Origin of the sequence: Bradyrhizobium sp. 4, assembly GCF_023100905.1 — a bacterium.
In the GTDB taxonomy this organism is placed as follows: domain Bacteria; phylum Pseudomonadota; class Alphaproteobacteria; order Rhizobiales; family Xanthobacteraceae; genus Bradyrhizobium.
Genome location: NZ_CP064686.1, coordinates 6,648,862 through 6,667,550 on the forward strand (window position 1 = coordinate 6,648,862; position 18,689 = coordinate 6,667,550).

Sequence of the window (18,689 nt, forward strand, 5' to 3'; positions counted from 1 at the left end):
TGGTACAGTTGGGTGGGCTCGAACCACCGACCTCCTGTTCCACAGACAGGCGCTCTAACCAACTGAGCTACAACTGCATCCTTGCGAGCCGCCCGGGGGCGCCTTGAACGGGCCGAGAACCAAGGGGGGCTGGACGGGGCGGAAACTAGGTGCAACGGGCGTTTTTGGCAAGGCCGCAAACGGACGAAAAACCGGGGTAAATCACCCTCAGCGCAATGAAATCGGGCTTGATGGCGACCGTAGCGAGGTTGCGCTCCCCTCGCCCGCGTGGTGGCGACACTCGCCGTGATGAGAGAGCCCTCTCCCGGCCTCTCCCGCAAGCGGGAGAGGTGAAGAAAAACCCGGGCGCTAGGCCCGGGTTTCTTAATTCAGACGACTCGGCCAGATCAGGCGGCAGGCGTGTAGAGCTTGGCGGCAGAGGCCTTGATCGGCTCGGCGGCGGCAGTGGCCGCGCGCTGGGTGATCTCGGCGAGCTCCCGGGCCTGGGCCTGGAAGGTCTCGAGCTGCGTCCTGGAATGGTTGGTCCACAGCGCGAACGCATCCTGCGGCGCCTTCACGCTGAACAGCTCCTGGGTGAAGTCGAGATGGGCCTTGGTGTTGGCCTTGGCGAACTCCATCAGCTTGGCGGTGTATTCGCTGACGCCCTTGTGGGCGGACGCGAACACAGCCTCGACCGTGCCGTTGTGGGTTTCGGCGGCGTCCTTGAACTTGGCGTAGCTCTCGCGGGCCTGCGACACGCCCTTTTCGGCGAACGCACGCATCTGCTCCGGCACCTCGAACGGAATGACGGAGGCGGAGAATGGATCAGTCGTACCTGTCATTGGGTATCCCTCACACTAAATGGAAAAACGGAGTGAGCCTTTTCGGCTGCGCCCGCCGGCCAATTGGGTGACGGAAGCGAAGACTGGAAACATAAAACGAATGATGGCTCGCCCAGCACGGCGACCATGCCTGCCTAAAATGTCAACATTGTGCAACGCAACGGGTTTTGGGGTGCATTGCGCAAATTTAATCGCGGCGAGGATGAGGTTCCCGGGCTGGGGAACCGGTGGTTGAGGTAATCGGGTGGCCTCTGAGCACCCGCCTTGTCCTGGAGACGACCGCTGCGCGGATTGGCTGGGCGGCATAGGTGCTGCCCGACGCGGGCATCTGAAGGATGGGGATGCGACCGGGCTACGGCTTGCGGGCCCCGCCACATTAAGGTTATCGCGGCTTTAGGCCTTGGCGCATAGGCTTGGGACGTGGACCTGCCCGCGGGTGCGGGCGATACTAACCCTTTCTTAAGGCTGTCATTCCCGGCAGCCTGATGCGCACAAGTGGGACGCGAAGCCGGTCGGATGACGAGTTCGGATTTCCAGTTGCGAGGCGTGGGCGATCCCCGGCTGGCCGTGCACGCGACCTCGCCGCTGCCCGTCTGGCTCTGGTCGATCGACGGCACGCGCGTGCTCTGGGCCAATCCGGTCGGCGCAAGGCTGTTTGGCGCGGCCAATGCCACGGCGCTGGCGGACAGGATTTTCGGGCCCACCGACAGCCACCGCCGCCAGATCATCCGGCTGGCCGGCCGGCTGCCTGCGAACGGCGCGATCCGGCTCGAACGGCTGCGCGGCTTCGGGGCGCGGCTCGGCACGCTGATGACCTGCGCCTGTGCCCGGCTCGACTTCGCCGACGGCGGCCAATTCTTCCAAGGATCTGCCGTGCTCGTCACCGCGATGGACCCGGGCTTGCGCACCATGCCGCTGGTCGAACGCCTGCTTCGTCTGGTCGACGGCGCCAAGACGCCGATGGCGGCGTTCGCGCCCGACGGCCTGTTCGTCGGCGCCAGCGAAACCGCCCGCACCCTGCTCGGCTTCCGCGATCTCACCGAGGGCGGACTCGAACAGGCGCGCAGCGATGCGCTTCGCCAGGGCCGCGCCGAGACGCCGATCGGCATCGGCCAGATGGTGCTGCAGCGGGTCGGCAGCGGCGCCGATGTCGGCCTGGTCGCGCTGATCGAGCCTGCCGCGCAGCAGGCGGCGGCTGTGGCTGATGAGGTTAAAGCCGAGGCCGCTGAAGAGGTCGCGCGCGAAGACATCGCTCAGCCTGAGGCTACGCCGGCCCCTGCTCCAGCCGCCGTGCCCGAGCATGCGCAAGCCGCGCCGTCGCACGAGGCGCCATCCGAGATCGCGCTGTTCGATGCCTTTGCCGAGCCGGTCGACGCGCCGGAAGCAACGATCGCGCACGAACCGCCCGCGCGCGAGCCGGCGACGGAGATCGTGACGATCCAGCAAGCCGTCGAGGAAGCGGCCGAAGCCGCGCCAGAAACTCCGGTTGAAAACTCGCCGGAAGCCATGGTGTCGCCGCAGGCCGCGCCGACCGTAACAGGCATGGTCGAGCCGCCGTCGGGCCACGAAGAGCCGCCCGCACCGCGTCAGCATCCGCTGCGCTTCCTCTGGAAGATGGATGCAGAGAGCCGCTTTGTGCTTCTCTCCGACGAATTCATCCACCTGATCGGTCCGCGCACGGCCGCCGGCTTCGGCCGCTCCTGGCGCGAGATCGCCGGCGCATTCGCGCTCGATCCTGAGGGACGCGTGGCGCAGGCGCTTGCGAGCAAGGACACCTGGGCCGGGATCACCGTGAACTGGCCAGCCGACGGCGGCGAGCATCTGCCGGTCGAGCTTGCCGGGCTTCCGGTTTATGACGGCGAGCGCAATTTCGCGGGCTTCAGGGGTTTTGGCGTCTGCCGCGATCTCGACGGCCTCAACCGGCTCGATGCGCTCAGGCGTTTCGAGCTGTTGGCCGAACCGGCGGCACCGCAAAGCCCGCCGGCCGATGTGGTCGAGCCGGAGCCCGAACCCGAGCCCCAGCCAGTGCTGGAGGCGCCGCCGCCTCCGTCGATCGAGCCGCCCGCACCTGAGCCTGAGCCTGAGCCCGCACCTGAGCCTGAAGCCGAACTGCCCGAACCCACAACCGACGCGAATTCACATCCAACCGATCCGGAAACCCCAGTGGAAACGCCTCCCAATGTCCTGCCGTTCCGCGCGCCCGGCGACACGCGATCGCCGACGCTGACGCCGGTCGAGAACAGCGCGTTCAACGAACTCGCCCGGCAATTGTCCGAGCGCCTCGAACGCGACAAGGAAACCATCGCGGCATCGTCCGAACCGCCGGATGCCGAGATCACGCCTGAGGCGCCGACGCCGGAGCCTGAGACGCCGCACACGCCGGCCGAATGGCTGAGCGAGCCCGCGCCGCCCGCGCATGGCCACAGCACGCGCGACCGCGCGCTGCTCGACCTGCTGCCGACGGGCATCCTGATCTACCGGCTCGACCGCCTGCTCTACGCCAATTCCGCGTTTCTCGCGCGCATGGGCTATGCCAGCCTGAGCGCGCTGGAGAACGCCGGCGGGCTGGATGCGCTCTATGTCGAGCCGGGCGTATCCGCGGCCAGCAGCACATCGCAAGCAGGCACGCCTGTCACGATCAGCGCGACGCTCGCCAATGGCGAAGCGCCGCTGCCGACCACCGAGGCGCATCTGCACGCGATCGACTGGGACGGCGAGAGCGCGCATGCGCTGATCTGCGCGCTGCCGCAAGCAGCACCCGTTGCGCCCCTCATCGGCGAGACCGTCGCCGCCGAGACCGTCGCCGCCGAGACCATTGTCCCCGAGACCTTCCCCACCGCGCCCGAGCCCGACGCCGGCGAGGCGGCCGCGGAAGATCTCGCTGCGATCCTCGACACCACGGCCGAGGGCATCGTCATGTTCGATGCCGAAGGCAACATCCACGCCTGCAACCGCAGCGCCGAGGCGCTGTTCGGCTATGACGGCGAGACGCTGATGCAGCAGAATCTGGTGACGCTGTTCGCGCCGGAGAGCCAGCATGTCGTCATCGACTATCTGGAAAACCTCAAGAGCCAAGACATCGCGAGCCTGCTCGACCACGGCCGCGAGGTGCTGGGACGCGAGAAGAAGGGCGGCGTCATTCCGCTCGCCATGATCATGGGCCGCACCAGGCCTGACGGCCCGAACTTCTTCGCCGTATTCCGCGACCTCTCGCACAGCAAGCAGGGCGAGAGCGAGCTGACGCAGGCGCGACGTCTGGTCGAAGGCACGGCGAACGCCAAGGCCGACATGCTGGCGCGGATCAGCCACGAGATCCGCACGCCGCTCAACGCCATCATCGGCTTCTCGGAGGTGATGATCTCGGAGCGCTTCGGCACGCTCGGCAACGAGCGCTACGGCGAGTACATGAAGGACATCCGCGCCTCCGGCGAGCGCGTCATCGCCATCATCGACGACCTGCTGGAGCTGTCGCGGATCGAGACCGGCAAGCTCGACCTCAACTTCGCCAACCTCAACCTCAACGATCTCGTCGAGGCCTGCGTGGTGGTGATGCAGCCGCAGGCCAATCGCGAGCGCATCATCATCCGCACCTCGCTCGGCCATGCGCTGCCGCAGGTGAGCGCGGATGCGCGCGCGATGCGGCAGATCACCATGAACCTGATCTCGAACTCGATCCGGCTCGCCAGCGCCGGCGGCCAGGTCATCGTCTCCACCGCGCTCACCGACCGCGGCGAGGTCGCACTTCGCATCCGCGACACCGGCCACGGCCTCAGCGAGCGCGAAGTCGCCGCCGCGATGGAGCCGTTCCGGACCCCGCCGCCCGGCGACGCCGAGGACAATTCGGCGCTGAGCCTGTCGCTGACCAAGGCCCTGGTCGAAGCCAACCGCGCCCGCTTCAACATCAAGAGCGCGGCGAACTCCGGCTCGCTGATCGAGGTGGTGTTCGCACCGGCGCTGGCGCAGGCGTAAGCGGCGAGCGCGATTTCCTGCCCGCGGTGCACGCCCGCGGCCGCGCTGCGGGCGGCCTCGTGCCGGGCGGCTTCGGCCGAGCCGCGCCCGACGAAGGGCGCCACCTCACTGCAACTTCTTCCCGAGCGGAACTGAAGCCCCTTGTTGCGGCTTGAAGCCGGGACCCAGCGTTTCTCCTGCTGATCAGTTCGACACTGCAGCTCCCGCACCCCAGTGATCTCAAATGGCCGAACGAGCGAAATCCGTGGCACCGAAGCAGCGTTCGCCCAAGCGGAGCGACGCCGTGCGGAGCGAAGGCGGCCCGAACACGACCGAGCGAAAGCCGCTGCCCACGGGCGCGGGCGCGCGCATGAACGCACGGGTCGTGCTTGCCCTCGCGCTCGTCGCACTGGCGTTGTGGACGGCGGCGGGATTTCTCCCCGCATTGATCTGGGCCGCGATTCTCGCAACCAGCCTGTGGCCGCTCTACACCAAGTTTGCGGCACGCGTGAGCTCCGGCCGGTCCAACCTGGCCCCGCTGGTCTTCACGCTCGTCGTCGCCCTCATCCTGTTTACGCCGATGTCGCTTGCCGTCTATCAGATCGCGCAACAAGGCGATCTGCTCGTGGGCTGGATGAAACAGGCCGGAGAGAGCGGGATCGAAGTGCCCGATTGGCTCGCCCGCCTTCCGATCGCCGCAGAGAGCATGGAGCAGTGGTGGCGCAGCAATCTTTCCGATCCCAAAGCCGCGACCGCATGGCTGAAAAGCGTCAATGCAGACAACGCATCGGAACTGTTTCGAACGTTCGGCGGACAGCTGCTTCACCGCATGTTTCTTCTGTTCTTCTCGCTGGTGGCCTTGTTCGTCCTGCTGCGCAACGGCCGGTCGATCTCGGGCCGCGTGCTGGAAACCTGCGATCGACTTTTCGGCGAGGCGGGAGAGGGTCTCGCCGAGCAAATGGTCGATGCGATCCGCGGCACGGTGAACGGCACGGTGCTGGTCGCCGCGGGCGAGGGATTATTGATCGGCGTGGCCTATTTCGTCGCGGGCGTGCCGCATGCCATCGTATTCACGATCTTGACCACGGCCTTCGCCATGCTTCCCTTCGGCGCCTGGCTGGCCTTCACCGCCGCGGCGCTGGTCCTGATCTCCGGCGGAGGCAGCGGCTTCGCAGCCGGGGGCGTCTTCTTCTGGGGCGCGATCGTCATGTTGGCCGGCGATCATTTCGTATGGCCGACCCTGGTCGGCGACTCGGCGCGGCTACCGTTTCTGTTCGCGTTCGTCGGGATCTTTGGAGGCCTGGCTGCCTTCGGCCTCCTGGGCTTGTTTTTAGGCCCGGTGATCATGTCAGCCTTGCTGGTGGTCTGGCGCGAATGGGTGTTCCGACCTGTCGCAACCGAGAAGAACGGCTGAGTTGCCGCGGGCGTATCCCCAAGCACGCCGGAAAGCAAAAGGCACGGCGTTTGCGGCGCCGTGCCCTTCGCATTCAATGAGGCGATCGCCTCAGCTGTAGATTTCGAACAGTCCCGCGCCGCCCTGGCCACCGCCGATGCACATCGTCACGACGCCCCACTTGGCCTTGCGGCGCTTGCCTTCCTGGAGGATGTGGCCGGTGAGGCGCGCGCCGGTCATGCCGAAGGGATGGCCGATCGCGATCGAGCCGCCGTTGACGTTGTACTTGGCGGGATCGATGCCGAGCTTGTCGCGCGAATAGAGGCACTGGCTGGCGAAGGCTTCGTTGAGCTCCCACAGATCGATGTCGTCGATCTTCAGGCCGTGACGCTTCAACAGCTTCGGCACGGCAAAGATCGGGCCGATGCCCATCTCGTCCGGCTCGCACCCCGCCGCCGCCCAGGCGACGAACCGGCCCATGGGATTGAGGCCGCGCTTCTCCGCGTCCTTGGCTTCCATCAGCACCACGGCCGCGGCACCGTCCGACAGCTGGCTGGCGTTGCCCGCCGTAACGAACTTGCCGGGACCCCTGACGGGCTCGAGCTTGGCGAGACCTTCCAGCGTGGTCTCGGGCCGGTTGCACTCGTCGCGGTCGACGACGTAGTCGACGATCGACTCGGCCTTGGTCGCCTTGTCGACCACTTTCATCTTGGTCTTCATCGGGACGATCTCGTCCTTGAACTTGCCCGCCTGCTGCGCGGCGGCCATGCGGCGCTGCGACTCCAGCGAATATTCGTCCTGATATTCACGGCTGAGATTGTAGCGCTCGGCGACGATATCGGCGGTGTCGATCATCGCCATGAAGATCGCCGGCGCCGTCTTGAGCAGCTCGGGATCGATCGATTCCTTCGGGGTGCCGCCGCCCGGCATCGAGATGCTCTCGACCCCGCCTGCGACGATGCAGTCGGACCCGTCCGAGCGGATCGAGTTGGCGGCCATCGCAATGGTCTGGAGACCGGACGAGCAGAACCGGTTCACCGAGACGCCCCCGGTCGATTTCGGCATTCCCGCCAGCAGCGCGGCCTGGCGGCCGATGTTCGGCGCGCCATGGGCGCAATTGCCGAGATAGCAATCCTCGACATAGTCCTTCTCGACGCCGGCGCGCTCGACCGCGTGCTTGATCGCGTGGGCCGCGAGCGACATCGGCGGCGTGATGTTGAACCCGCCGCGGCCGGATTTCGCGAGGCCCGTGCGTGCATAGGAAACGATGACGGCTTCACGCATTGTTTTCTCCCTTTTCGAACGATTTTGAACGGAGCGTCGGTCGACGTCTTCTCGGCGCCATTGGTACACAAAGTGCAGCGGTCGCGGGAGAAATAAAAACGCCGCCCTCGCGAGAGGGCGGCGTTGTTCCGCGGGTCGGAATATGTCGGCGTATCAGAACGTCAGCGCCTTGACCTGCTTGACCTGCGGCAGGGCCTGCACCTTGGCGAGCAGATCGGCCGGCACCGCGCCGTCGACCTCGATCAGCGCGATGGCATCGGAGCCCGGCGCGACGCGGCCGAGATGGAAGGTCGCGATGTTGATCTTGGCATCGCCGAGCAGGCTCGCGAACTTGCCGATGAAGCCCGGCTTGTCCTCGTTGGTCACGTAGATCATCGACTTGCCAAATTCAGCATCGACGCGGATGCCCTTGATGTCGACCAGGCGCGGCTTGCCGTCGGCATAGACCGTGCCCGAGACCGACCGCTCCTGCCGCTCGGTGGTGACGGTGACGGTGATCAGGCTTTCATAGTCGCTCTGGGCGGCGCGGACGATCTCGTCCACCACCATGCCGCGCTCCTTGGCGACGACGGGCGCGGAGACGACGTTGACCTCGCCCAGCATCGGCCGCAGCAGGCCGGACAGCACGGCGGAGGTGATCGCCTTGATCTTCATCTCGGCGACGTGTCCCTCATACGTGATCTCGACCTTGAGAATGCCGCTCTCGGTGAGCTGTCCCGCGAACGAGCCGAGCTTTTCGGCGAGCGCGATGAACGGCTTCAGCTTCGGCGCCTCTTCCGCCGTGATCGAGGGGAAGTTGACGGCATTCGAGATCGCGCCGGTGAGCAGGTAATCCGACATCTGCTCGGCGACCTGAAGCGCGACGTTCTCCTGCGCTTCCGTGGTGGACGCGCCGAGATGCGGCGTGCAGATCACGTTGGGATGGCCGAACAGCACGTTCGCGGTGGCGGGCTCCTCGACAAAGACGTCGAAGGCGGCGCCTGCGATGTGCTTGGAATTCAAGGCGTCGACCACGGCCTGCTCGTCGACGAGGCCGCCGCGGGCGCAGTTGATCAGGCGCACGCCCTTCTTCATCTTGGCGATCGCGGCTGCGTCGATGATGTTCTTGGTCTTCTCGGTGAGCGGCGTATGCAGCGTGATGAAGTCGGCGCGCTTGAGCAGGTCATCGAGCTCGACCTTCTCGACGCCGATGTCCCTGGCGCGCTCCGGCGACAGGAACGGATCGAACGCGATCACCTTCATGCGCAGGCCGAGCGCGCGGTCGGCGACGATGGAGCCGATGTTGCCGCAGCCGACGACGCCGAGCACCTTGCCGGTGATCTCGACGCCCATGAAGCGGTTCTTCTCCCACTTGCCGGCCTGGGTCGAAGCGTCCGCCTGCGGAATCTCGCGCGCCAGCGCCAGCATCAGGGTGATGGCGTGCTCGGCGGTCGTGATCGAATTGCCGAACGGCGTGTTCATCACGATGATGCCCTTGGCCGTGGCGGCGGGAATCTCGACGTTGTCGACGCCGATGCCGGCGCGGCCGATCACCTTGAGATTGGTCGCCTTCTCGAGGATCTTCGCGGTCGCCTTGGTCGCCGAGCGGATCGCGAGGCCGTCGTAATTGCCGATGATCTCGGCGAGCTTGTCCTTGTCCTTGCCGAGATTGGGCTGAAAGTCGACCTCGACGCCGCGGTCTTTGAAGATCTGCACGGCGGCCGGAGAGAGCGCGTCGGAAATGAGAACTTTGGGTTTGGTCATGGGAAAGATCCCTGATGGTCGATAAATCTGAGACCGTCGTCCGCAGGCTTGACCCGCGGATCCATTCTCTTCGATGGATGGCCGGGTCACGCCCGGCCATGACGAGATGAGATAACGCGACGAGCGAAGCCTGCTTACGCCGCCTTGACGAGCGTGGCCTTGGTCTCGGCGAAGGCCCAGTCGATCCACTGGGTCAGCAGCGCGACATCGCTGGCCTCGACGGTGGCGCCGCACCAGATGCGCAGGCCGGCGGGCGCATCGCGGTAGTAGGCGAAGTCGTAGCCCGCGCCCTCCTTCTCGACCAGCGCCACCAGCTTCTTGGAGAAGTCGGCCTGCGCGTCCTCGGAGAGCGAGGTGATCGCGGGATCGGTGAACTTCAGGCACACCGAAGTGTTGGAGCGGATCGCGGCGTCCTTGGCGAGGAAGTCGATCCAGGGCGTCTTCGCCTTCCAGTCGGCGAGCACCTTGGTGTTGGCGTCGGCGCGCGCGATCAGCGCCTTGAGGCCACCGATCGACTTGGCCCAGTTCAGCGCGTCGAGATAATCCTCGACGCAGAGCATCGACGGCGTGTTGATGGTCTCGCCGACGAAAATGCCTTCGTTGATCTTGCCGCCCTTGGTCATGCGGAAAATCTTCGGCAGCGGCCAGGCCGGCTTGTAGGTTTCGAGCCGCTCCACGGCGCGGGGCGACAGGATCAGCATGCCGTGCGCGGCTTCGCCGCCGAGCGCCTTCTGCCAGGAGAAGGTGACGACGTCGAGCTTGGCCCAGTCGAGCGGTTGCGCGAACGCGGCCGAGGTGGCGTCGCAGATGGTCAGGCCTTCGCGAGTGGTGCTGATCCAGTCGGCGTTAGGCACGCGCACGCCTGAGGTGGTGCCGTTCCAGGTGAAGACGACGTCGGACTTCGGATCGACCTTGGAGAGGTCGGGAATCTCACCGTAAGCCGCGTTGAGCTTGGTGACGTCCTTGAGCTTCAATTCCTTGACGATGTCGCTGACCCAGCCCTCGCCGAAGGATTCCCAGGCGAGCGTGGTGACGGGCCGCGCCCCCAGCATCGACCACAGCACCATCTCGACAGCGCCGGTATCGGAGGCCGGCACGATGCCGATGCGATAATCGGCGGGCACTTCGAGCACCTCGCGCGTCAAATCGATCGCGAGCTTGAGCTTGGTCTTGCCGACCTTCGCGCGATGCGAACGGCCGAGCGCCGCGTCCTTGAGATTTTGGGCATTCCATCCGGGGCGCTTGGCGCAGGGGCCGGAGGAAAAATGCGGCACGTTCGGCCGCGAAGCGGGCTTCGCTACAGTCATCGTCTACCCTTCCAGATAGTAAGCCTCCCGTTGGGGGGAGGTGTCCCGCCGCGGCAGATACGGGAATCGGGAAGACCAGTCAAGGAAGTTCCGGAGCCTCACGCGCGAGTGATGGCGCCTCCGGCGCGATTTTGGGGGATTCGACCACGGCCAGCGCGTTCAGCAAGTCCGTGGCATCGTTGATCAATTGCGCGGCGCGGCGGCGGCTGCCGACTTTCAAAATGCATTTGTCATTGGCCTGCACGACGTAGTCGTTGCCGACCTTGATCATCGAATAGCTTGTCATCGAAATCCCCGAACCGATCGAGCCCGGTTTCAGACGCTCGCGTAGCACCGTTCGTTCCTGGTTCCATGTGAACGTCGAACGGGTAGTTTATCAGCTCTTAACATGAACGTATGCGCGATCCGATTTCGCTGATCGCGCAAGGCTTATGGGGTGCTGCGTCAAAAGCGGACAGTCATGCCGACGTGACTCGCGGTGAACCCAAGCCGCTTGTAGAAGCGCTGCGCATCTGTTCGCGTCTGATGTGTGAGCAGTTCGACCAGATTGCAGCCGCGCGCTTTCGCTTCCGTCACCGCCCACTGCACCAATTGCTCGCCGATGCCGCGGCTGCGGCAATCGGAAGCAACGCGGACGTCTTCGAGCAGACCGCGCCGGCCGCCTTGCGAGCTGAGACCCGGCAGGATCGCGAGCTGCAGGCAGCCGACCACCCTGCCCTCGCTCTCCGCAACCACGAGCTGGATATTTTGATCGCGCTCGACCCGCGCGAATGCCTCGTAATAGGACGCAGGCAACGGGTCGTCTACGCGCTCGCGTGCGCGCCCGAGATGATCGTCGGCGAGCATCGCCACAATCGCAGCAACATCCTCGCGGCGCGCGGGACGAATGGAGACGGATTCGGCGTTCATGAAGTTACTCCTGCCTCAGCGCGCCTTAGCGCGCCTCGGGAAGCCCGAGAAAGGTGTCGGCTTCGGCGATCCAGCGGCGGACGGCGGCAAAGCGGCCGAGATCGAAGCCGCCTTCATGCGCAACGCGGGTATAGGCGAGCAGTGACACCTCGGCGAGCGAGACCGCATCGCCGGCGAGGAAACGGCTGCCGGCGAGATGCTGCTCCATCCGGTCGAGCGCCGCATAGCCGCGCTTGACCTTTTCAGGATCGAGCTCGGAGGCGTCCTTGCCGAGATAGACGAGCTGGAAGCGGCACACCGCGATGTAGGGCTCGTGGCTGTATTGTTCCCAGAACAGCCATTCGTCCATCTTGGCGGCGGTGAAGGCATCGCGCGGAATGAGCGCGCTGTCGCGCGCGAGATAGCGGATGATGGCATTGGATTGCGCCAGCGTGCGGCCGTCGTCGAAAGCGACGGTGGGCACCTGGCCGGCACCATTCATCTCGAGGAATTGCGCCGTGCGGCTTTCGCCCTTGCGAGTGTCGATCTCGATCCACTGGTAGGGCAGCGCGAGCTTGTCGCAGACCCACTTCACCTTCAGACAATTGCCGGAATTGGTATCGCCGTAGATCCGCATCGCTGCCCCCCGCGCATTCGGCGACAGAGCATCAGGACGGAGGCGGCCTGTCAATCGGCGCCGCGCAGGCGCGTCAGAACTTGTAGCCGAGACCGGCGCGAACGGTGTTGATGCTGGTGTCGACCGATGACGTGAAGCGAACGTATTCCCACTCCGCCCGCAGAAACAGGCCTGCACACAGCATCGCATCGACACCAATACCGGTGGAGTAGCCATAGATCAGGTGACTATAGAGACCATCTGTGGCGGACAGATTGACATTGATTGTTTGAAAGGGCGCCGACTGGTTGACCTGAGTCCCCGTGATCTCGGCAGTCTTGGTGATGTTGGCTTGCCCAAGTGCAATGCCTCCGAACAGATAAGGCAAGAAAGAGCCGACGGCGTAGCCGCCGCGAATGCGGAGCGTTCCCATATCTGAGATCGCTATCGAGCTCGTGCTTTTGTACGTGATGTCGTCCAGAAAACCCAGAGGATCGACAAAGGAGCGCCCCATGGTGCCGGTCGCCGAGCCGCCGAACTTGCCATGTATGTAATTGAGCTCGACGCCGAGCACGACATCGTCCCATTGCGCGTTGTAACCGGCGAAGGCGCCAAAGCCGTGACCATGTGATGAAACCTTGCCGCCGCCCACTGGCCAGCTCGATACCTGTCCGCCGGCTTCAATCGACGTATTGGCAAGCAAGGCAGCCGCAACAGTTCTGGTAGAACCGGTGAAATTCATATCGGATGTCCCGTAGCTTCCCTGGGCGCCGATATAGCTGCCCTGCCAGTTGACGTTGGACTTGCTCAAGCCGTCGGTGAAGCCACCGCGCAGGATGGGAAGATCGGAGAGATCGGCCGCATGCGCCGCAGAGACCGTCCCCAACATCGCCGCCGCCAACAAAAGCCTACGCATCGAACGCTCCATCGAACTCGAACTTTCAGCCGTGATCATGGCTCGTTAACCTTAACCAATGGTTGCGTCGCAGCCTTTCGTCGCCGTTCGCCATGAAAAATACGCAAAGCGAAACGGCGCGGGATGATCCCGCGCCGTTAAGAAGTCCTAACCGATGAGGCTGTCGATCAGCCCTTGGTGACGAGCGGCGGCATGTAGGCCGGCGGGCTGTTGAGATCCCAGCGCACGCCGAGCTTGACGTCGTGCGAGGTGAGCTCCTTGATCTTGATCGTTGACGGACCCGAGGCGCTGTTGTCGAACAAGCGATAGTTGCCGGGCGCCGCGTCGCCGAGGTTCATGTAGCTGTAGGCCAGTTCGACGGTGAACCCGGGATTGACCTTGTAGGCGAGACCGGCGTGGGCGGCCCAGGCGAGGTTCCACTTTCCGTTGTCGGCGAAGTAAGCGACGCTGTTGTTGAGCCCCGGGCTGTACGACACGCCGTCGTCGCGGAAGCCGCTGATCTTATTGTAGGAGCCGCCGACACCGGCGCCGATGAACGGGGTGATGCACCACCAGGTGCCGAGATCGACATAGGCATTCGCCATGACGACCCACTCGGATTTGCTGCCGCTGTAATTGTTGACGCCGACGAAGCCGGGTCCAATGACGTTGTCGCTGCCGTGCAGATTGGCCCTGCCCCGGTACTGGCCGATCACGTCGCCACGGAACCAGTTGTTGAAGCGGTAGCCGACGCCGAGATCGAACAGCGTCGCCGAGTCGAAGCCGAGTCCCTCCGTCGTCTTCGTAAACCCAGGCGCTACGGCGCCCTCGATGCTCTTGGCGCGCTGGTTGGTCATGCCGACGTCGCCGCGCAGATACCAGCCGCCGAAGTCGGCGGGCGGTGCCGGGGGCGCGTACATCGGAGGGGGCGCCGCGATCGGCATGTCGGCGGCGAACGCCATCGAGGAGATCAGGGTTGCCGCACCCGCGGCAAGGAGAGACTTAACGCTACGCATTGGCTTCGTCCTTTTGGCCGGTGAGGCAATACGGCGCCTCACGTTCTGGAAACTCACGGCCCGGACGATGCCAGCAAATGTTTAAGCGCCACTTAACCCTAATTTTTAAGGTTGATTTTTTCTAACCGCTCACGCGCATGCGGGGCGAGCGTTGCAAAGATGCAGCGCAAATGCGACGCCGTCGCCGCATGTCCTAACGATGTATGAAGCCGCGCTGCAGCAAGACAGGATATGTTAACGCGCATGCCGCGGTAGCTTGGGCAGGAACACCGCAAGCAGGCCGATCGCCGGCAGATAGGCGCAGACCTGGTAGACGAACGCGATCGAGGTGTGGTCGGCGAGCTTGCCGAGCACGGCGGCGCCCAAGCCGCCGATGCCGAACGCGACACCGAAGAACACGCCGGAGATCATGCCGAAGCGATGCGGGACCAACTCCTGCGCGAACACGATGATCGACGACGTCGTTGAGGAGATGATCAGGCCGATGATCACGGACAGCACCGCGCTCGCATAGAGCCCCGCATAGGGCAGCGCCAGCGTGAACGGCAGCGCCCCCAGGATCGAGATCCAGATCACGATCTTGCGGCCGAAGCGATCGCCCAGGGGACCACCGAGAAAAGCCCCGACCGCATTCGCCGCGAGGAAAATGAAGAGATACATCTGCGCGGCTTGCGTCGACACGCCGAACCGGTCGATCAGATAGAAGATGTAGTAGCTCGACAGGCTCGAGACGTAGAGCTGTTTCGAGAACAGCAGCGCGACCAGCACGAGGAGCGCAACGACGACGCGACGCGAGCTCGGCGCGTCGGGATGGGCTTGAGCCACGGCGGTCTTCTTCGCCTTGATCTGCGGTTCGTACCAGCGGCCGATGCGCCAGAGGATGAGGATCGCGAGGAAGGCGATCGAGGAGAACCAGGCGATGCTGCCCTGCCCGAACGGCACGACGATGAGCGCGGCCAGCACCGGTCCCATCGAGGTGCCAAAACTGCCGCCGAGCTGGAATACCGATTGCGCAAAACCGTAGCGGCCGCCGGAGGCCAGCCGCGCGATGCGCGCCGACTCCGGATGAAACACCGCCGAGCCGAGACCGACCAGCGCGGCGGCGACGAGGATGACGAGATATTGGTGGGCGGCACTGAGCAGCAACAGACCGAAGAAGGTCGAGGCCATGCCGATCGACAGCGAATAAGGCTGCGCCTTCTTGTCGGTGTAGTGGCCGACCACGGGCTGGAGCAGCGAGGCCGTGAACTGGAAGGCCAGCGTGATCATGCCGATCTGCGCGAAGTCGAGCGCGTAGGTGTCCTTCAGGATCGGATACACCGAGGCGATCAGCGACTGCATGGTGTCGTTGAGGAAGTGCGAGAAGCTGATGCCGGCCAGCACGACATAGGCCGGCCCTGCGGCCTTGGCTGCTTGTGCCACGTCGCTGACGATGACGGGTTCGGTCAGCGCTTCCTCTGAGACGACGACAGGCTTGTTCACTGGAGCATCCCGGCGGGCGCGGCAGATTGCCGCGACAAGCTCATTACGATGCAGGGAGTGGTGGAACCACCGCCAATCGCAAATGGCTGCGATGCATCTCTTACCTCTCCGCGAGTCCGGAATCGTAGGGTGGGCAAAGGCGCACTTGCGCCGTGCCCACCATCGACCGACAGCGCACAGAAGCGGTGGGCACGCTTCGCTTTGCCCACCCTACGATACTGTGGTCGAGGAAGAGCTTACGCCGCGGCCTGCCCGAGCGCCGAGACGATGGTATCGACGACGTCCTCGACCAGGATGCGATCCTCGCCCTCGCCCATGACGCGGATCACCGGCTCGGTGCCGGAGGAGCGGATCAGCAGGCGGCCGTGGCCGTTGAGCCGCTGCTCGCCATCGGAGATCGCCGATTTGACATCGGAATTGTCGAGCGGCTTGCCGCCCTTGTGACGAACGTTCTTCAGGATCTGCGGCAGCGGATCGAAGCGGTGGCAAACTTCCGACACCGGGCGACGCAGCTTCTGCACCACGGCAAGCACCTGCAATGCGGCAACGAAGCCGTCGCCGGTGGTGGCGTAGTCGGACAGGATGATGTGGCCGGACTGCTCGCCACCGAGATTGTAGCCGCCGTTCAGCATCTGCTCGAGCACGTAGCGATCGCCGACCGGCGTGCGCACGAGATCAAGGCCCTGCGCATTGAGGAAGCGCTCGAGCCCGAGGTTCGACATTACGGTGGCGACGATGCCCGATCGCGACAGCCGGCCGTCTTCCTTCCAGCTCTGCGCGATCACCGCGAGCAGCTGGTCGCCGTCGACGATGTGACCGCGCTCGTCGACCAGGATGACGCGATCGGCGTCACCGTCGAGCGCGATGCCGATGTCGGCGCGCATCTCGCGGACCTTCTTCGACAGCGCTTCCGGCGAGGTGGAGCCGCATTCCTTGTTGATGTTGAAGCCGTCGGGCTCGACCCCGATCGGAATCACGTCGGCGCCCAGCTCCCACAGCGCTTCCGGCACCACCTTGTAGGCGGCGCCATTGGCGCAATCGACCACGACGCGCAAGCCGTCGAGCGACAGATCGCGCGGCAGCGTGCGCTTGGCGAATTCGATGTAGCGGTCATGCACGCCGTCGATGCGGCGGGCGCGGCCGAGACTGGCGCTCTGGGCGAGACGCTTGTCGATGGGCTCGTCGAGCAGCTGCTCGATCTGCTTCTCGACGTCGTCGGAGAGCTTGAAGCCCTGCGGGCCGAACAGCTTGATGCCGTTGTCCTCGAACAGATTGTGCGAGGCGGAGATCATCACGCCGAGATCGGCGCGCATCGACTTGGTCAGCATCGCGACCGCCGGCGTCGGCATCGGGCCGACCAGCAGCACGTCCATGCCGACCGAGGTGAAGCCCGCCACCATGGCGTATTCGATCATGTAGCCGGACAGGCGGGTATCCTTGCCGATCACGACCCTATGGCGGTGGTCACCGCGCTGAAACGCCAGGCCTGCGGCCTGGCCGACCTTGAGCGCGAGCTCCGGCGTGATCAGTCCGTTGGCGCGGCCCCGGATCCCGTCCGTCCCGAAATATTTGCGGCTCATATCGTCCCCCACGCGACAACCAAGGATCCCCAATACAACCTGCGGGTGCCCTGGCGGGACCCGCATCCCTGATTTGCTGAGGTCTTATAAAGCCATCGCGGCTAACTTGGCTTCAAAAAATATGATAAATCATTACGGAACCGGGCAGGCCCCGATGCTGATAACGTCTTGTTAACATTATATTTCCAGCGAGGACGCCGGAACAGGGCGGAACTCGCGCCTAGTCCGAGCGCTTCACATGGCCGTCCCCGCGGCTCGGCGCCGGCTGGGTGACATTGACGGGATCGGAGCCCGGAAAGGTCTCTTCCAGACCTTCCTCCAGCGCTTCCTCGAGATCATGCTTCTCCTTGATCTCCTCCGGCGTCGGTCCGGTGTGCGGCCTGGTCATGGCGCCCTCCTCTCCACAAAGGATTTGCAAACGATTTGGCTGTGCATCCAACCATGCTAGATGACCCCTCGATCTTCCGATGCAAGACTCATCCGCTACTTCCGATGCAGACTCTTCCGATACAAGACGGGCCGGGGAAACGTTCATGAAGCACATCACCTGTATCGACGATCTTCGCACACTGCATCAGCGCCGCGTGCCGAAGGCGTTCTTCGATTATTGCGACCGCGGCTCCTACGCCGAGGAAACGCTGCGCGCCAACCGCGATGACATGCAGGCGATCAAGTTCCGCCAGCGTATCCTGGTCGACGTCTCCAAGCGCGACACCGCCACCACGATCCTCGGCGAGCCCTCGACCATGCCGCTGATGCTCGCGCCGGTGGGCCTGCTCGGCATGCAGCATGGCGACGGCGAGATCCATGCCTGCCGCGCCGCGCAAGCCGCCGGTATCCCGTTCACGCAGTCGACGATGTCGATCTGCTCGATCGAGGACATCGCGGCCAGTGTCGAGAAGCCGTTCTGGTTCCAGCTCTACGTGATGAAGGACCGCGGCTTCATCAAGGAATTGATCCAGCGCGCGATCGCGGCGAAATGCTCCGCGCTGGTGCTGACCGTCGATCTCCAGGTGATCGGCCAGCGCCACCAGGACATCAAGAACGGCATGACGGTCCCGCCGGAATGGTCGCTCTCGAAGCTATTGGATTTCGCCAGCAAGCCCGCCTGGGTCTCCGGCGTGCTGCAAGGCAAGCGCCGCACCTTCGGTAACATCGCCGGCCATGTGAAGAACACCGGGGACCTCAATCGCCTCGCGGAGTGGACGGCGTCGCAATTCGATACGTCCCTGAACTGGAAGGACGTCGAGTGGGTCCGCAGCATCTGGCCGGGCAAGCTGATCATCAAGGGCATTCTGGACGTCGAGGACGCCGAGGAGGCCGCCAAGACCGGCGCGCAGGCGCTCGTCGTATCGAACCATGGCGGCCGTCAGCTCGACGGCGCGCCGTCATCGATCGAGGTGCTGCCCGAGATCGCCGAGGCGGTCGGTGACAGGATGGAGATCATGTTCGACGGCGGCATCCGCTCCGGCCAGGACGTGATGCGCGCGCTCGCGCTCGGCGCAAAGTCCTGCATGATCGGCCGCGCCTACGCCTATGGCCTGGGCGCCGGCGGCCAGGCCGGCGTCGCCAAGGCGATCGACATCATCCAGAAGGAGCTGCTCACCACCATGGGCCTGTGCGGCGTCAACAGGATTGACGAAATCGACGAGCATATCATCGCGATGTGAACCGCAGCGGTGTGGCAAAAAGCAACCGCTTCAAACTCAGCCGTCG

Annotated in this window: 15 protein-coding genes and 1 tRNA gene; 3 read left to right on the top strand and 13 right to left on the bottom strand. The window is 64.6% G+C overall.

What is annotated here, in order from left to right; genetic code table 11:
- A tRNA-His gene (locus tag IVB45_RS31755) sits at nt 1–77 on the bottom strand.
- 309 nt (nt 78–386) lie between these two features.
- On the bottom strand, nt 387–821 hold the full coding sequence (locus IVB45_RS31760) for a phasin (RefSeq protein WP_247358007.1): 435 nt from the start codon (nt 819–821) through the stop codon (nt 387–389).
- A gap of 516 nt (nt 822–1,337) precedes the next feature.
- On the opposite strand from IVB45_RS31760, the gene IVB45_RS31765 reads away from it, so the two are divergent.
- Both IVB45_RS31765 and IVB45_RS31770 read left to right on the top strand, forming a co-directional pair.
- On the top strand, nt 1,338–4,790 hold the full coding sequence (locus tag IVB45_RS31765; protein ID WP_247358006.1) for a PAS domain-containing protein: 3,453 nt from the start codon (nt 1,338–1,340) through the stop codon (nt 4,788–4,790).
- Between the two features lie 223 nt (nt 4,791–5,013).
- A complete protein-coding gene (locus IVB45_RS31770; protein WP_247501299.1) occupies nt 5,014–6,183 on the top strand; it encodes an AI-2E family transporter in 1,170 nt (389 codons plus the stop codon).
- Between the two features lie 90 nt (nt 6,184–6,273).
- Here IVB45_RS31770 and IVB45_RS31775 read toward each other — a convergent pair whose 3' ends face one another.
- The 11 genes from IVB45_RS31775 to IVB45_RS31825 all read right to left on the bottom strand — a co-directional run bounded on the left by IVB45_RS31775 (nt 6,274) and on the right by IVB45_RS31825 (nt 17,361).
- A complete protein-coding gene (locus IVB45_RS31775; protein ID WP_247358004.1) occupies nt 6,274–7,446 on the bottom strand; it encodes an acetyl-CoA C-acyltransferase in 1,173 nt (390 codons plus the stop codon).
- 153 nt (nt 7,447–7,599) lie between these two features.
- The gene (serA, locus tag IVB45_RS31780) at nt 7,600–9,189 is read right to left on the bottom strand and encodes a phosphoglycerate dehydrogenase (RefSeq protein WP_247358003.1); all 1,590 of its coding nucleotides are present in this window, start codon (nt 9,187–9,189) and stop codon (nt 7,600–7,602) included.
- 134 nt (nt 9,190–9,323) lie between these two features.
- Nucleotides 9,324–10,496, bottom strand: coding sequence for a phosphoserine transaminase (locus tag IVB45_RS31785; protein WP_247358002.1), 1,173 nt, complete (start codon nt 10,494–10,496; stop codon nt 9,324–9,326).
- Nucleotides 10,497–10,575: 79 nt separating this feature from the next.
- Entirely contained in the window at nt 10,576–10,767 is a 192-nt protein-coding gene (locus IVB45_RS31790; RefSeq protein ID WP_245286332.1) for a hypothetical protein, read from the bottom strand.
- Nucleotides 10,768–10,940: 173 nt separating this feature from the next.
- Complete coding sequence (locus IVB45_RS31795) at nt 10,941–11,405, bottom strand: GNAT family N-acetyltransferase (protein WP_247358001.1); 465 nt, start codon at nt 11,403–11,405, stop codon at nt 10,941–10,943.
- 25 nt (nt 11,406–11,430) lie between these two features.
- A complete protein-coding gene (locus IVB45_RS31800) occupies nt 11,431–12,021 on the bottom strand; it encodes a glutathione S-transferase family protein (protein ID WP_247358000.1) in 591 nt (196 codons plus the stop codon).
- A 73-nt stretch (nt 12,022–12,094) separates the two neighbouring features.
- The gene (locus tag IVB45_RS31805; RefSeq protein WP_247358122.1) at nt 12,095–12,916 is read right to left on the bottom strand and encodes an outer membrane beta-barrel protein; all 822 of its coding nucleotides are present in this window, start codon (nt 12,914–12,916) and stop codon (nt 12,095–12,097) included.
- 167 nt (nt 12,917–13,083) lie between these two features.
- Complete coding sequence (locus IVB45_RS31810) at nt 13,084–13,911, bottom strand: outer membrane beta-barrel protein (protein WP_027565342.1); 828 nt, start codon at nt 13,909–13,911, stop codon at nt 13,084–13,086.
- Between the two features lie 234 nt (nt 13,912–14,145).
- A complete protein-coding gene (locus IVB45_RS31815) occupies nt 14,146–15,393 on the bottom strand; it encodes an MFS transporter (protein ID WP_027565343.1) in 1,248 nt (415 codons plus the stop codon).
- Nucleotides 15,394–15,629: 236 nt separating this feature from the next.
- Entirely contained in the window at nt 15,630–16,973 is a 1,344-nt protein-coding gene (glmM, locus tag IVB45_RS31820) for a phosphoglucosamine mutase (RefSeq protein ID WP_027565344.1), read from the bottom strand.
- A gap of 220 nt (nt 16,974–17,193) precedes the next feature.
- Nucleotides 17,194–17,361 carry a hypothetical protein gene (locus tag IVB45_RS31825; RefSeq protein ID WP_007596725.1) on the bottom strand — a complete coding sequence of 56 codons (168 nt, stop codon included), beginning with the start codon at nt 17,359–17,361 and terminating at the stop codon, nt 17,194–17,196.
- 145 nt (nt 17,362–17,506) lie between these two features.
- Here IVB45_RS31825 and IVB45_RS31830 point away from each other — a divergent pair, with 145 nt between their 5' ends.
- Complete coding sequence (locus IVB45_RS31830; RefSeq protein WP_027565345.1) at nt 17,507–18,643, top strand: alpha-hydroxy acid oxidase; 1,137 nt, start codon at nt 17,507–17,509, stop codon at nt 18,641–18,643.
- The last annotated feature ends 46 nt before the right edge of the window (nt 18,644–18,689 follow it).